This window comes from Sphingomonas sp. BK036, from assembly GCF_004216825.1.
In the GTDB taxonomy this organism is placed as follows: Bacteria; Pseudomonadota; Alphaproteobacteria; order Sphingomonadales; family Sphingomonadaceae; genus Sphingomonas.
This window is the reverse complement of the sequence record NZ_SGXR01000004.1, coordinates 150,379-164,049: the sequence shown is the minus strand read 5'-3', so window position 1 is coordinate 164,049 and position 13,671 is coordinate 150,379. Positions and strand designations below refer to the sequence as shown.

Genomic DNA, 13,671 nt, shown 5'->3' with positions numbered 1-13,671 from the left:
GATTCAAGAAATTTGTTCGCGCAGAGGCGCGGAGGACGCAGAGGGGCGGTAGTTGTTGACGAGACGACGGACACCCTCTTTCAGTGTGTCCCCGCCGAAGTTGATGAGCAAACCGACGGGCTGTTTGGTCAATCTGAGATAGGTCAACAGTTGCTTCGCGTGGACCGGCAGAAGGCGCTCGACCGACTTGATCTCGACGACCAATCGGTCGTCAACCAGCAGATCGATCCGGAAAGCCGCCTCGAAGCGTAAGCCTTCAAACTCGATATCGATCGCCCGTTGTCGCGCAACGCTGTAGCCCATCGCCACCAACCGACCGGCAAGAACCGCTTCGTAGACGCTTTCGAGAAGCCCCGGCCCCAGATCCCGATGCAGGCGCAGTGCGACATCGAGGACGTCGCCACTGACCGCATCGATATCTTTCATAACCTCTGCGTCCTCTGCGCCTCTGCGCGAAATCTAAAGCACCTTAACCAATGCCTCGATGTCGTCCATCGTGATGACGCTGAGCGTCTCGGCGTCGGGGGCGATGCGCTTGACCATCGGGCCGAGCACCTTGCCGCCGAATTCGACGAACTGGCCAACACCCGCCGCGTGCATTGCCAGCACCGATTCGCGCCAGCGGACCATGCCGGTCACCTGCTGCACCAGCAGATGCCGGATCGCGCCCGGCTCTGCGACGGCGACCGCGTCGACATTGGCGAAGACGGGGACCAGCGGCGCGCGCAGGTCCGCCTCGAGCAACGCCGCCTCCATCGCGTCGGCGGCGGGCTGCATCAGCGGGCAGTGGAACGGCGCGGAAACGGGGAGCAGGACCGCGCGCTTGGCGCCCAGGTCCTTGGCGAGCGTGATCGCCTTCTCGATCGCGAGGCGGTGGCCCGAGATGACCACCTGCGACGGATCATTGTCGTTGGCGACCGTGCACACGAGCTCGGGCCCGCCCTCGGCCAGGATCGAATCGACCGCGGCGCCCGCGATCAGCTGCGCCTTTTCCAGATCGGCGCCGAGCAACGCCGCCATCGCCCCCTCGCCGACCGGTACCGCCGCCTGCATCGCCCGGCCACGCAGCTTGAGCAGCCGCGCGGTGGTCGACAGGTCGAGCGCGCCCGCGGCACACAAGGCTGTATATTCGCCGAGGCTGTGCCCGGCGACATAGTCGGCCTTGTCGGCAAGGCGGAGACCGCCCTCCTTCTCGGCGACGCGCAACGTGGCGATCGCGTTCGCCATGATCGCGGGCTGCGCATTCTCGGTGAGGAGCAGGTCGTCCGCCGGACCTTCGCTCATCAGCCGGAACAGGTGCTGCCCGAGCGCCTCGTCGACTTCCGCAAAGACCTCGCGGGCGGTGGCGCTGGCGTCGGCGAGTGCCTTGCCCATGCCGACAGACTGGCTCCCCTGGCCGGGGAAGATGAACGCGCGCATGACCTCTCCTCTTTGAAGCGGGCGGACTAGAAAGGTGCGGGCCGAGTTGCAACCGCGCGAACCTGAACGAGCCCGCCGGGTTTGCGACAAACTGCGACCATTTCGCTCCCCTTGCGACAAGCACCTGCGACAACCGGCCCCCAGATTATGGAGGACGCCGCAGCAACGGCGCCGTGTTTCAACGGGAGATTACCATGAAGAAGTTCATCCTCAGCGCGCTTGCCGCCACCCTCGTCGCGAGCCCGCTGCTCGCCGCCGCCCCGGCCGACGCGCAGCAGCGCCGCGAAGTGACCACCGTGCGCCACAACGACAACGGCCGCACCGTCGTCACCAAGAAGACGGTCGTCCGCGCACCGCAGCAGCGCAACTGGCGCGCCGGCCAGCGCTTCGATCGTCGCCAGGCGCAGAACTATCGCGTGATCACGACCTACCGCAACTATCGCCTCGCCGCCCCGCCGCGTGGCAGCCAGTGGGTCCGGTCGGGCAATGATGCGATCCTGATCAACGGCCGCGGCAACGTGGTCCAGGTGCGTGGCGGCGCGTTCCGGTAAGGTTGTCGCCCACCTTGCCTTTCCCCGATAATCGGGTAAGGGCCTTTGCAACCGGGGTGAGAGATTCGCGTCTCTCGCCCCTGTTTGCATTCTAGACGACAGCCGGAGGGGTGCACGCATGGGGCGTGTATCAGCGATCGGCCAAGACGAAGGACAAGACATGGCTCTTTACGAGCACGTGTTCCTTGCGCGCCAGGATCTGGCACAAGCGCAGGTGGACGCTCTGGCGGAAATCGCCACCAAGATCGTGAACGACAACGAAGGTCGGGTCGTAAAGACCGAGAACTGGGGCTTGCGTTCGCTGGCATACAAGATCGCCAAGAACCGCAAGGCGCACTATGTGATGCTCGAGATCGATGCCCCGGGCAGCGTGATCGCAGAGCTGGAGCGCCAGACGCAGATCAACGAAGACATCATCCGTTACATGACGGTCAAGGTCGACACGCTCGAAGAGGGCCCGACCGTGATGATGCGCAAGTCGGACCGCGACCGTGAGCGTCGTGGCGACCGCGAAGGTGGCCGCGAGGGTGGCCGTCCTGACCGCGGCGATCGTCCGGACCGTGGTCCCCGTCGTGACCGCGAAGAGGGAGCTGAATAATCATGGCACGTCCATTCTTCCGCCGCCGCAAGAGCTGCCCGTTCTCCGCCAAAGACGCTCCCCGGATTGACTATAAGGACGTCCGGTTGCTGCAGGGCTTCGTGTCCGAGCGTGGCAAGATCGTCCCGTCGCGTATCACTTCGGTGGCCGCAAAGAAGCAGCGCGAACTGGCCCAGGCCATCAAGCGTGCGCGTCATCTGGGCCTGCTGCCCTACATCGTTAAGTAAGGAGCGCCCACATGGACGTCATTCTGCTTGAGCGCGTCGAAAAGCTCGGCGCCATCGGCGACGTGGTGAAGGTAAAGGACGGCTACGCCCGTAACTTCCTTCTCCCGAACAAGAAGGCGCTTCGTTCGAACGAAGCCAACCGCAAGGTGTTCGAAGCGAACCGTGCGCGGATCGAATCGGACAACGCATCGCGTCGCAGCGATGCCGAGACCGAAGCGAAGACCTTCAACGACACGACCATCACCCTGATCCGTCAGGCGTCGAACACCGGTCAGCTCTACGGTTCGGTCGCGGTTCGCGATCTGGTCGACGCGCTGGTGGCCGATGGTCACAAGGTCGCCAAGTCGGCGATCGTGCTCGACAAGCCGATCAAGGCGATCGGCGTGTACACCGTCAAGGTTGCACTCCACCCCGAGGTGTCGGTGGCCGTCAAGGTCAACGTCGCCCGCTCGCCGGAAGAGGCCGAGATGCAGGCTTCGGGCGTCGACGTGATGTCGTCGATGTTCGAGCGTGACGAGGCTGGCTTCGTCGAGGATTACGATCCGAACGCAGAGCCCGGCGCCACCGCCGAAGCACCGCGCGACCAGGAGGACGAGGCGCAGGGCTAACCCCCTCGCCTTATCCGGCCGCTACGAAAAGGCCCGCCCGGAGCGATCCGGGCGGGCCTTTTTCTTTGCGCATTCGAGATGCGGATCAGGGGCAGGTTACGCAGGCGCCGATCACGGCGGCGAAGGGGATGAGCGCGCAGAAGATGGGGACGAGATGCTTCATGGCAGGGTCACTCTGAGGGGTGTTGCCGGGATAATGCGTGGCTTCGATAAAGGTTTCCGGGAGGTGAACGAATTTTGTACCGATCGGTTTTCTGGTCGAGAACAGGATTACTTTTCCACCACCCCGGCGGAGGCTGGGCCCAGTTGGCAAGGCCGGGGTAACGGGGCGCAGCGTCCATCATTCGCGTCCCCCAATTGGGCCCCGGCCTTCGCCGGGGTGGTTCGTCGTGTCAGGTTTGCGCGTCTTCAGGCTTCTCGATCAACGCAGGCCCCTCGCCTAGCGCGAGTGCATCGACCGAGGACACGTCCTCCAGATCGCGGGCGCCCGTCTCGATATTGAGGTCGCGGAACTTGCGGCCGGTTACCATCAGGCGGCCGTTGAACGAGTTGGTGAAGCCGTTGAAATTCTTCACCGCGCTGTTGAGACCGACGCCGACCTTGCGCAGGTCGTCCGCGACCTTGGCGAGGCGGTCGTGCATCTCCTTGCCGAGCTCGCCAATCTTGCGCGCTTCGTTGGCGAGCTTTTCCTGCCGCCAGACCGCGGCCACCGTGCGCGCGATCGCGATCAGGTTGGTCGGCGTTGCGAGCAACACGCGCTTTTCGAACGCGAAATCCCACAGCGTCGGGTCGTGCTCGAGTGCCGCCGAGAGGAAATGCTCGCCGGGGACGAACATGATCACATAGTCGGGCGTGTCGGCGAACTGGCTCCAATAGGCCTTGTTGCCGAGGCCGTTGACGTGCGCGCGCATCGACGCCGCATGCGCCGCGAGACCGATCAGCCGCTCGGCATCGTCGACCGCGCCGAACGCGTCCTGATAGGCGTTGAGCGACACCTTCGCGTCTATGACCAGTGCGCGGCCGCCGGGGACTCGGATGATCGCATCTGGGCGCAACCTGGCGCCGTCATCGCCTACCGCGACGCTAACTTCGGTCTGGAAGTCGGTGTGTTCGCTGAGGCCGCAGGTTTCGAGGACGTTCTTGAGCTGCTGCTCGCCCCAGCGGCCGCGCGACTTGGGGGCATTGCGCAAGGAATTGACCAGCTTGGCGGCCTCGGTCGATACCTTTTCCTGGCCGAGCCGCATCTGCTCGATCTGGCCCTTGAGGTCGCCGAATGCGTCGCGGCGCTCGGCCTCGACCTTGGCGACGCCCTCTTCATAGCGTTGCAGACGATCGCTGACCGGCTGGAGCATCGACTTGAGATTCTGACCCGCAGTTTCCTCGGACTGGCGGAAGCGCGCGTCGGCGCGGTCGAGGAATTGCACCTGCGCGGCCTCGAGCGCCTTGGCGGCGGCGGCGCCGAACTGCGCGGTCATCGCGTCGTTGGCGTCCTTCAACTGGCGCAAAGTGACGAGGTGCGCGGCCTGGCGCTCCTCGCTCTGCGCCTGGAGGCGGGCGAGATCGCGCTGCGCGTCGTTGCGCTCGCGTTCGACCGCGTCGCGCGCAGTGCGGAGGAGGTCGGCGTCGGCGGCCTTGGTCCTGGCAACGGCGAGGTCGCTGGCCAGGGTCGTGGCGCGGCGGGAGGCCAGCAGCCAGCCCAGGAGGACGCCCGCGGCGAGCGCGAGGACGGCGATGATGGCGAACTCAGCCATTTTGCGCGGCCGAGACCGGAGTGAAGTATAGGAAGTATAGACGCACGTGCAGCATCGTTTCGGGCGAAGATGCGAGGGGTGTCGAGCGGGTTTGGGAGGGGTGTGGGGACGTCATGCGTGGAACATACGTCGAACGCGTGGGGTAGGACAGTGTGAATATCGTGCTGTCGAGCGGAGGCGGGAGGCTTAGGTCGCGAGCGGTGGCGTTTGTGGTTCTGGGCTCCCGCCTTCGCGGGAGAACTAGGGGGGGTGGGGTACTCGCCGCAGTATATGGGTACCACCCCGGCGGAGGCCGGGGTCCAGTTGGGGGACGTCGCCAACTTGGCGCATCGCGTCGTTACTGCGACCTTTCCAACTGGGCCCCGGCCTTCGCCGGGGTGGTGGCGTGTTGGGTAAGCGGACGCGCCTATTAAGCGATCACATGCGCGGGCTTACACCTGCGGCCATACCCAAGCAGTCACCGTCGTGCGTGTGCTCAGTCCCTCACCCCAGCTTGCGGGCCTTTGCCAGCTTCTTCAGCACCATGTCGCGCTTCAACCGGCTGATGTGGTCAATGAACAGCACGCCGTCGAGATGGTCGATCTCGTGCTGCATGCAGGTCGAGAGCAGGCCGTCGAGTTCTTCCTCGAACGCCGCGCCGGTCTCGTCGAGCCACTTGACGACGCAGCGCGACGGGCGGGCGACCTCGGCATATTGCTCGGGGATCGAGAGGCAGCCTTCGTTGTACGTCGACATCTCGTCGCTGACCGACAGGATCTCGGCGTTGATATACGCCTTGGGTGCCTTGATCGGCTTGTCCTCCTCGTCCTTCTCTTCCTGAAGGTCGATGACGAGGACACGCTTCTGCACGCCGACCTGAGTCGCGGCCAGGCCGATGCCGTTGAAGTCGTACATCGTCTCGATCATGTCGGCGACGAGCGTGCGGATGGAGTCGTCGACCGTGTCCACCGGCTCGGCGACGAGGCGCAGGCGGGGATCGGGGACTTCGAGAACGGTCATTACGGTCATACCGCGCAGCTAGGTTCCGCGCGGGGGGCCGTCAAGCATTTGGGTCAAGTCGACAAGATCACGCCATGGGGCGGCGCGCGCGCAACGCCTGCGCGAGCGTCCCCTCGTCGAGATAGTCGAGTTCGCCGCCGACTGGCAGGCCGTGCGCGAGCTGCGTGACGCGGACCGGGAAGCGTTCGATCCGCTCGGCGATGTAATGCGCGGTCGTCTGCCCCTCGAGCGTGGCGTTCATCGCGAGCACGACCTCGTCGATGCCCCCCGCCTCGATCCGGCGGACGAGGCTGTCGATGCTGAGATCCTCGGGGCGGATGCCTTCGAGCGCGGACAGCCGGCCGCCCAGCACGTGGAAGCGACCGGGGAACAGCCGCGAGCGATCGAGCGCCCAGAGATCGGCCACTTCCTCGACCACGCACAGCGATCGCTGGTCGCGGCGCGGGTCGGCGCAGATCGCGCACGGGTTGGTGGTGTCGACGTTGCCGCAGGTGGTGCAATTCTCGAGCCGCTCGTCGACCGCGGTCAGCGCCTCGCGCAAGGGGCCCAGCGCGGCGTCGCGCTTCTTGAGCAGATGCAGCACGGCGCGACGTGCGGACCGGGGGCCGAGGCCGGGGAGCCGGGCCAGCGCCTGCGTCAGCGCCTCGATCTCGGGGGATGCCATCTGGAACAGATAGGGGGTTGCGCGGCTCCCCGCCAGCGTGTTCGAGAGGGGTATGCGGATCATCTTCATGGGAACGCCGGACTTCGCCGTGCCGGTGCTGGAAGCCCTCGTCGCGGCGGGGCATGAATTGGTGGCGGCGTATTGCCAGCCGGCGCGACCGGGCGGGCGGCGCGGGCGCGAGCTGGTGCCCTCGCCGGTGCAGATGCGGGCGGAGGCGCTGGGGATCGAGGTGCGGACGCCGGTGTCGTTCAAGGCGTCGCTGCCCGAGGGGGTTGCGGCTCGGGAGGCGTTTGCGGCCTTGGGGGCGGATGTCGCGGTCGTCGCGGCGTATGGCCTGATCCTGCCGCGTGCGGTTCTCGATGCGCCGCGGTTCGGGTGTCTCAACGTGCATGGGTCTTTGTTGCCGCGGTGGCGCGGGGCGGCGCCGGTGCAGCGCGCGATCCTGGCCGGCGATGCCGAGACCGGCGTCGGGATCATGCAGATGGAGGCCGGGCTGGATACCGGGGCGGTTCGGCTCGAGGGGCGGACCGACGTTGCGGGGAAGACGGCGGGCGATCTTACCGCCGAGCTGTCGGCGATGGGCGCGCAGTTGATGGTCCAGGTGCTGGGCGATCTCGACGCTTACCCTGCCCGACCGCAGCCCGAAGAGGGCGTCACCTATGCCGCCAAGATCGACAAGGCGGAGGCGCGGATCGACTTCGAGCGCTCGGCGGTCGAGGTCGAGCGGCTGGTGCGCGCGATGAACCCGGCGCCCGGCGCGTGGTTCGAGGTCGCCGGCGAGCGCGTGAAAGTGCTGGCGGCGGACGTATTGCCGTTCAGTTTTCTGGGGTGCGAGGGGCTGACGGTCAACGACGCGCTGACGATCGGGTGTTGCGACGGTGCGATCCGGCCGACTCTGGTGCAGCGGGCGGGGCGCGGCGTAACGTCGGCGGAGGAGCTGCTGCGCGGGTTTGCGATCCGCTCGGGGACGCAGCTTTGACGCGGTTCGCGTTGACGGTGGAATTCGATGGCCGGCCGTTCATGGGCTGGCAGCGGCAGAAGCATGGGCCGAGCGTGCAGGCGGCGCTCGAGGCGGCTGTGCTGAAGATGACCGGCGAGACGGCATCGGTGCAGGCGGCGGGGCGGACCGATGCGGGCGTGCACGGGATCGCGATGCGCGCGCATGTCGATATCGAGAAGCCGCTCGCGGCGTTCCGGTTGATGGAGGGACTGAACGCTCTGGTTAAGCCGGCGCCGGTTTCGGTGCTGGCGTGCGAGGCGGTCGACGACGATTGGCATGCGCGGTTTTCGTGTGTCGGACGGTCGTATGAGTACAGAATCGTCAACCGGCGGGCTCCGCTGAGTTTCGAGGCGGGGCTGGCCTGGCAGGTGCCGCAGCCGCTCGATGCGGGCGCGATGGCGGAAGCGGCGCAGGCGCTGGTCGGGCGGCATGATTTCACGACGTTTCGGTCGGCGCATTGCCAGGCGGACAGTCCGGTGCGGACTCTCGACCGGCTTGATGTCGTGCGCGAGGGGGAGCGTCTGTTCATCTACGCGGCGGCGCGATCGTTCCTGCATCACCAGGTGCGGTCGATGGTCGGGTGCCTGGCGTTGGTCGGGATGGGGCGTTGGGCGGTCGGCGATGTCGCGGACGCGCTGGCGGCGAAGGATCGGGCGATGCTGGGGCTGAATGCACCGCCCGATGGGTTGTTCTTCGTGAGTGCCGTGTACCCGCCCCCGTCATCCCGGACTTGATCCGGGACCCAGGGTTACGCGACGCAGCGTTCGTGGCTCTGGGTCCTGACTTTCGTCAGGATGCCGATGGGGGTGCGGGGCGCGTAAATTTCGCCGCCAGCTCGACATGCGTCGACCAGCGGAACTGGCCGACCGGCTGGACCCAGTCGATCCGCCACCCCGCGTCGCACAGCTCCTTCGCATCGCGCGCGAAGGTGGCCGGATTGCACGAGACATAGGCGATCACGGGCGTCTTGCAGTCCGCCAGCGCCGTCGCCTGCTCGCGCGCGCCCGAGCGCGGTGGATCGATCACGACCGCGTCGAAGCGATCGAGTTCGGTCGCCGTCAGCGGGCGGCGATACAGGTCGCGGTGCTCTGGGTAGACGGGGCGCTGCGTGCGGTGCGCGGCGGCCTTCAGCGAGGCGAGCGCGTCGCGCGCCCCTTCGGCGGCGTAGACCTTGGCGGGGATCGCCATCGTGAAGGTGCCGAGCCCGGCGAACAGGTCGGCCACGGTGGTGGCCTTGCCGATCGCTTCGAGCACCGCGGCGGTCAGCGCCGCCTCGCCGTCGGGCGTGGCCTGCAGGAACGAGGCGGGGGGCAGCGGCACGGGGACGCCGCCAAGCGTGATCGTGACCGCGTCGGGCTCCCAGCGAGTCTCGGGGCCGAGACCGTCGTCGAACGCGACGCGCGCGATCTTGTGGTCTTCGCAGAATTTGGTGAGCGCTTCGGCGGCGGGGAGGCCTTCGGGGGCGAAACCAGTGATCAGGATGTCCGCGCCCTGATCCGCGAGCGTCAGGTGGATGTCGGCGCGGCGGCGGAAGTTCAGGCGCCGGAGCAGCTGGCGCAAGGGCTGGACGAGCGCGAACAGCCGCGGATCGAGAATCCAGCATTCCTTGATGTCGACGATCGTGTGCGCCTTCTCGGCGGTGAAGCCGAGCGAGATCTTGCCACCCTTGCCCTCGGCATGGAGCGTCGCGCGGCGGCGGCTGCGAACGGGCGAGATGTGCGGGGTGCGGATCGGTGCGGACAGGTCCTGCCCGTCGAGCGCGGAGGCGATCCGGTCGGTGACGAACGCGGCATAGCTCTCGTCGTCGAGATGCTGGAGCTGGCAGCCGCCGCAGGTCGGGAAATGGACGCAGGGCGGCGTCTGGTGGTGGGGCCCGGGGGTGACGGTGCCGTCTGCGGCGAGCGTGTCGCCGGGCGCCGAGAGCGGCGCGTGGCGTCCGTCGGCGGTGATCCCGTCGCCGCGCGCCGCGATGCGGATGATGGTGTCGATCGTGGATTCAGAAGTCATAGCGCCGCTCTGGCGTACCGCAGCGCGTCCGCCAAGTCGTCGGCGATAAATGCTGCGCCCAATCGGCGGGCGGCGTCACCGTGGAACCACACGCCGGCGCCGGCGGCGGCGAGCGGATCGAGCCCCAACGCTAACATGGCGCCGATCGCACCGGCGAGCACGTCGCCGGTGCCCGCAGTGGAGAGCCAGTCGCTGGCGCCCTGCGCGATGCGGACGCGGCCGTCGGGCGCGGCGATGACGGTGTCGGCGCCCTTGAAGACGACGACCGCGTTCGCGCGGGCGGCGGCGTCGCGGGCGCGGGTGATCTTGTCGGCATCGGACTTGCCGAAGAGTGCGTCGAACTCGCCTGCGTGCGGGGTGAGGATGACGGAGACCTTCAGCGCCTTGATCCGCTCGGGATCGATCAGGCGGAGCGCGTCGCCGTCGATGATCATCGGGTGACCCGCGCTTAGTGCGGCGTCGAGGCGGGTCCTGGCGGTGTCGTCGCGACCGAGGCCGGGGCCGATGACGAGCGCGCCGATCCGGTCGTTGGCGAGCGCGTGCTCGGAGAACGGCGCGCGGACGAGTGCGTGCGGCGGGCCGTGGCTGTCGCCGAGCAGCGTGATGTAGCCCGCGCCTGCGCGCATCGCGGCGAGGGCTGCGAGGTCGGCGGCGCCTGACATGGTGCCGGCGACGATGGCGACCATGCCTCGGGTGTATTTGTGCGAGTCGGGGCCGGGGGTTGGGAGGATTGGGGCTGTCAGGACTTCGGCCTGGCTGGTGGCGGGGACGCCGATGTCGAGCAGGCGGATCTGGCCGCAGTAGCGCGCCGCGGGTTGGAGAAGATGCGCGGGCTTCACCGCGCCGAGGGCTAGCGTGAGGTCGAAGACGGGGGGTGTGCTGAGGGCTTGCCCGGAGTCGGTGGCGAGGCCGCTGGGGAGGTCGATCGCGATGGTGAGGTGGGCGGCGGTGGCGAGGGTGTGGAGCTTCTCCACCACGAATCCCCCCCCGGCGGAGGCCGGGGTCCAATTGGGCGAACCGGGCGGTTCATCGATGGCGTTGCCCAATTGGGCCCCGGCCTCCGCCGGGGGGGAGCTTGGGGTTTGGGTCTCGATTACACCAAGGGCACGCGTCAGGCCGGTGCCGAACAGCGCATCGACAAGGATGGGCGCGGGCTTTACGTCCGCGAGCGGATCCACCGGGCCGCGCCACCTTGCTCTCGCCGCCTTCGCCGCCTCCGCCCTGGGCTCGGACAACGCCGCGACGCGCACCGCCACCCCCATCTCCGCCAGCACCCGCGCGGCGACATAGCCGTCGCCGCCGTTGTTCCCGGGGCCGCAGAGGATCAGCACGTCGTTCGATCCCGCCAACCGGCGGACGGCGCCCGCGATCGCGGTCCCCGCACGCTCCATCAGCGTTTCGACCGAGACGCCGGTCGCTATCACCGCCGCTTCCGCCGCGCGCATTTCGGCGGCGGTCAGGATCGGCTGGCCTTCGATCCCGATCATGACGGCGACGTCACGCCTCGGACCGTGGCGGGCAAGCGGTAGCGATCATTGCCGAGCGCGACATCGATACCGTCGCGCCCCACGACGGTAACGGTAGCGACCTCCGCGCCATCCGCCGCGATCACGCCGCGACCATCCTGCGTGACGAGCAGACGGCGAAACGCGCCATCGGCGTGGCGCACGGTCAGGATCAGGCCGTCCTTGCCCAGCGCCTGTTCGACGGTGCAGGTCGGCGCCAGCGCCGCGCTCCCGTGCGCGCAAGGGATCCGGCGGTCGCCGGCGATCTCGGCCTGCTGCTTCGCCGCGACATCCGCGCTGGACGGCGCTCGCCCGCATCCCGAAAGCGCGAGCGAGAGCAGTGCGAGGCCGAGTATCGGCTTAGATATCCGCGTAAACATGGGTTTCGGCTGCGGCTCCTGGGTGCGTGACCGCGCCCTTGTACGCGGGGCCGACGGTCTTCGCATAGCGCCAGAGTGCACCCGAGCCGTAATCGTTGGTGCGCGGCACCCAGGCCGCACGGCGCGCCGCCATGACGTCCTCGGGCACGTCGAGATCGATCGTGCCGGCCTCGGCGTCGATGTGGATGATGTCGCCATTCTCGACGAGCGCGATCGGGCCGCCGTCCGCAGCTTCGGGGCCGACATGGCCGATGCAGAAGCCGCGCGTGCCGCCCGAGAAGCGCCCGTCGGTGATCAACGCGACGCTCTCGCCCATGCCGAGGCCGTAGAGCGCGGCGGTGGTCGACAGCATCTCGCGCATGCCGGGGCCGCCCTTGGGCCCTTCGTAGCGGATGACGATGACTTCGCCTTCGTTGATCTCGCGATTTTCGACCGCGGCGAAGGTGTCCTCCTCACAGTCGAACACGCGCGCCGGCCCGGAAAACTGGAGGCGGTGCATGCCCGCGACCTTCACGATCGCGCCGTCGGGCGCGAGGCTGCCGCGCAGGCCGACGACGCCGCCGGTGGGCGTCAGCGGGGTCTTGATGTCGTAAATGACCTTCTGGTCGGGATTCCACGTCACCTGGTCGATGTTCTCGCCCAGCGTCTTGCCGGTGACGGTCATGCAGCTGCCGTCGAGGAAGCCGCCCGCGAGCATCGTCTTCATCAGCATGTAGACGCCGCCGGCCTCGTACATGTCCTTGGCGACATATTTCCCGCCGGGCTTCAGGTCGGCGATATACGGGGTCGTCTTGAAGATCTCGGCGACGTCGAACAGGTCGAACTCGATGCCGGCTTCGGACGCCATCGCGGGGAGATGCAGCGCGGCGTTGGTCGAGCCACCGGTCGCGGCGACGACGCGCGCGGCGTTGATGAACGCCTCGCGCGTGCAGATGTCGCGCGGGCGGATATTGTCGGCGAGGCAATCCATCACCTGCGCGCCGGCCGCAACCGCGATCTGTTCGCGCGTCGTGTACGGTGCGGGCACCATGTTGCTGTTCGGGATCGACAAACCGATCGCCTCGGCGACGCAGGCCATCGTATTGGCGGTGTACTGGCCACCGCACGCGCCGTGGCCGGGGCACGCGACTTTCTCGATCGCGTGGACCTCGGACAGCGGGCACGCACCCGCGGCATATTTACCCACGATCTCGAAGACGTCGACGACGGTGACATCACGCTCCTGATAGCGGCCGGGCAGGATCGAGCCGCCATAGACGAACACCGACGGGATGTTGAGGCGGAGCATCGCCATCATCATCCCCGGCAGCGACTTGTCGCAGCCGGCAAAGCCGACGAGCGCATCATAGCAATGGCCGCGGACCGAGAGTTCGACCGAATCGGCGATGACTTCACGGCTGACCAGGGATGCCTTCATCCCCTGATGGCCCATCGCGATGCCGTCGGTGACGGTGATCGTGTTGAACCGGCGCGGCATGCCGCCGCCCTGGATGACGCCCGCCTGCGCGGCATCGGCCTGCGCGTCGAGCGTGGTGTTGCAGGGTGCGGAGTTGTTGCCCGCGGAGGCGAGCGCGACGAACGGGCGCGCGATCTGCTCCTCATCGAGGCCCATCGCGTAGTAATAGCTGCGGTGCGGGGCGCGTTCTGGACCGACGGAGACATGGCGGCTCGGCAGGCGTGATTTATCGAATGTGCGGGTCATGGCGACCGCCTATGTCGCGGGAGGGGGTATTTGCGCAAGAGAGTTGCGTCGATTTTTGCGTCTGGTGTTGCGGGCCATGCTCACGAACGCGTCTGTCGGTTAGCTCGTGGTGCGCGCAGGTCTGGTAGCTGGAAAAAGTCCGCAGAGGCTCCGTCCTCGCGCGGATAGCCAATCGTCTGTCATCCTGACGAAAGTCAGGATCCAGAGCCAAGCAGCGCACCGTGCGTTACCCTGGATCCTGACTTTCGTCAGGATGACGG

General features: G+C 67.5%; 15 protein-coding genes. 6 read left to right on the top strand and 9 right to left on the bottom strand.

The window, feature by feature from the left end; all coding sequences use genetic code 11:
* Positions 1-3 precede the first annotated feature (3 nt).
* Together EV283_RS07785 and fabD are read right to left on the bottom strand one after the other, a co-directional pair.
* On the bottom strand, positions 4-426 hold the full coding sequence (locus tag EV283_RS07785; protein ID WP_056420164.1) for a GxxExxY protein: 423 nt from the start codon (positions 424-426) through the stop codon (positions 4-6).
* A gap of 33 nt (positions 427-459) precedes the next feature.
* The gene (gene fabD / locus EV283_RS07780; RefSeq protein WP_130324230.1) at positions 460-1,419 is read right to left on the bottom strand and encodes an ACP S-malonyltransferase; all 960 of its coding nucleotides are present in this window, start codon (positions 1,417-1,419) and stop codon (positions 460-462) included.
* 194 nt (positions 1,420-1,613) lie between these two features.
* On the opposite strand from fabD, the gene EV283_RS07775 reads away from it, so the two are divergent.
* The 4 genes from EV283_RS07775 (at position 1,614) to rplI (ending at position 3,403) form a co-directional block, all read left to right on the top strand.
* Complete coding sequence (locus EV283_RS07775) at positions 1,614-1,970, top strand: RcnB family protein (RefSeq protein WP_130324228.1); 357 nt, start codon at positions 1,614-1,616, stop codon at positions 1,968-1,970.
* A 160-nt stretch (positions 1,971-2,130) separates the two neighbouring features.
* Positions 2,131-2,568, top strand: a complete 438-nt coding sequence (gene rpsF / locus EV283_RS07770; RefSeq protein WP_130324226.1) for a 30S ribosomal protein S6 — start codon at positions 2,131-2,133, stop codon at positions 2,566-2,568.
* 2 nt (positions 2,569-2,570) lie between these two features.
* A complete protein-coding gene (gene rpsR / locus EV283_RS07765) occupies positions 2,571-2,795 on the top strand; it encodes a 30S ribosomal protein S18 (protein ID WP_031393978.1) in 225 nt (74 codons plus the stop codon).
* Positions 2,796-2,806: 11 nt separating this feature from the next.
* Positions 2,807-3,403, top strand: a complete 597-nt coding sequence (gene rplI / locus EV283_RS07760; protein ID WP_130324224.1) for a 50S ribosomal protein L9 — start codon at positions 2,807-2,809, stop codon at positions 3,401-3,403.
* A 392-nt stretch (positions 3,404-3,795) separates the two neighbouring features.
* Here the strand turns inward: rplI and rmuC are convergent, their stop codons facing one another.
* From rmuC to recR, 3 genes are all read right to left on the bottom strand, one after another.
* Positions 3,796-5,154 (bottom strand): DNA recombination protein RmuC, encoded by a 1,359-nt coding sequence (gene rmuC, locus EV283_RS07750; protein WP_130324220.1) that lies wholly within the window; start codon positions 5,152-5,154, stop codon positions 3,796-3,798.
* Between the two features lie 483 nt (positions 5,155-5,637).
* Positions 5,638-6,162: a peptide deformylase gene (gene def, locus EV283_RS07745; protein ID WP_107957185.1), complete on the bottom strand. Its 525-nt coding sequence runs from the start codon at positions 6,160-6,162 to the stop codon at positions 5,638-5,640.
* Positions 6,163-6,220: 58 nt separating this feature from the next.
* A complete protein-coding gene (recR, locus tag EV283_RS07740; RefSeq protein ID WP_056420182.1) occupies positions 6,221-6,817 on the bottom strand; it encodes a recombination mediator RecR in 597 nt (198 codons plus the stop codon).
* Between the two features lie 52 nt (positions 6,818-6,869).
* Between recR and fmt the strand changes: the two genes are divergently transcribed.
* Positions 6,870-7,796: a methionyl-tRNA formyltransferase gene (gene fmt / locus EV283_RS07735; RefSeq protein WP_130324218.1), complete on the top strand. Its 927-nt coding sequence runs from the start codon at positions 6,870-6,872 to the stop codon at positions 7,794-7,796.
* The gene (gene truA / locus EV283_RS07730; protein ID WP_130324216.1) at positions 7,793-8,551 is read left to right on the top strand and encodes a tRNA pseudouridine(38-40) synthase TruA; all 759 of its coding nucleotides are present in this window, start codon (positions 7,793-7,795) and stop codon (positions 8,549-8,551) included. Before fmt ends, truA begins: the two co-directional genes overlap by 4 nt.
* Before the next feature lie 55 nt (positions 8,552-8,606).
* On the opposite strand, the gene EV283_RS07725 is transcribed toward truA, so the two are convergent.
* The 4 genes from EV283_RS07725 to ilvD are packed head-to-tail and all read right to left on the bottom strand — an operon-like array spanning position 8,607 to position 13,411.
* Positions 8,607-9,824 (bottom strand): class I SAM-dependent RNA methyltransferase, encoded by a 1,218-nt coding sequence (locus EV283_RS07725; RefSeq protein ID WP_130324214.1) that lies wholly within the window; start codon positions 9,822-9,824, stop codon positions 8,607-8,609.
* Positions 9,821-11,311 (bottom strand): NAD(P)H-hydrate dehydratase, encoded by a 1,491-nt coding sequence (locus EV283_RS07720; RefSeq protein ID WP_130324212.1) that lies wholly within the window; start codon positions 11,309-11,311, stop codon positions 9,821-9,823. The genes EV283_RS07725 and EV283_RS07720 overlap by 4 nt, the downstream gene beginning before the upstream one ends.
* The gene (locus tag EV283_RS07715; RefSeq protein WP_130324210.1) at positions 11,308-11,709 is read right to left on the bottom strand and encodes a hypothetical protein; all 402 of its coding nucleotides are present in this window, start codon (positions 11,707-11,709) and stop codon (positions 11,308-11,310) included. Before EV283_RS07715 ends, EV283_RS07720 begins: the two co-directional genes overlap by 4 nt.
* Positions 11,690-13,411 carry a dihydroxy-acid dehydratase gene (gene ilvD, locus EV283_RS07710; protein WP_130324208.1) on the bottom strand — a complete coding sequence of 574 codons (1,722 nt, stop codon included), beginning with the start codon at positions 13,409-13,411 and terminating at the stop codon, positions 11,690-11,692. Before ilvD ends, EV283_RS07715 begins: the two co-directional genes overlap by 20 nt.
* Positions 13,412-13,671 lie beyond the last annotated feature (260 nt).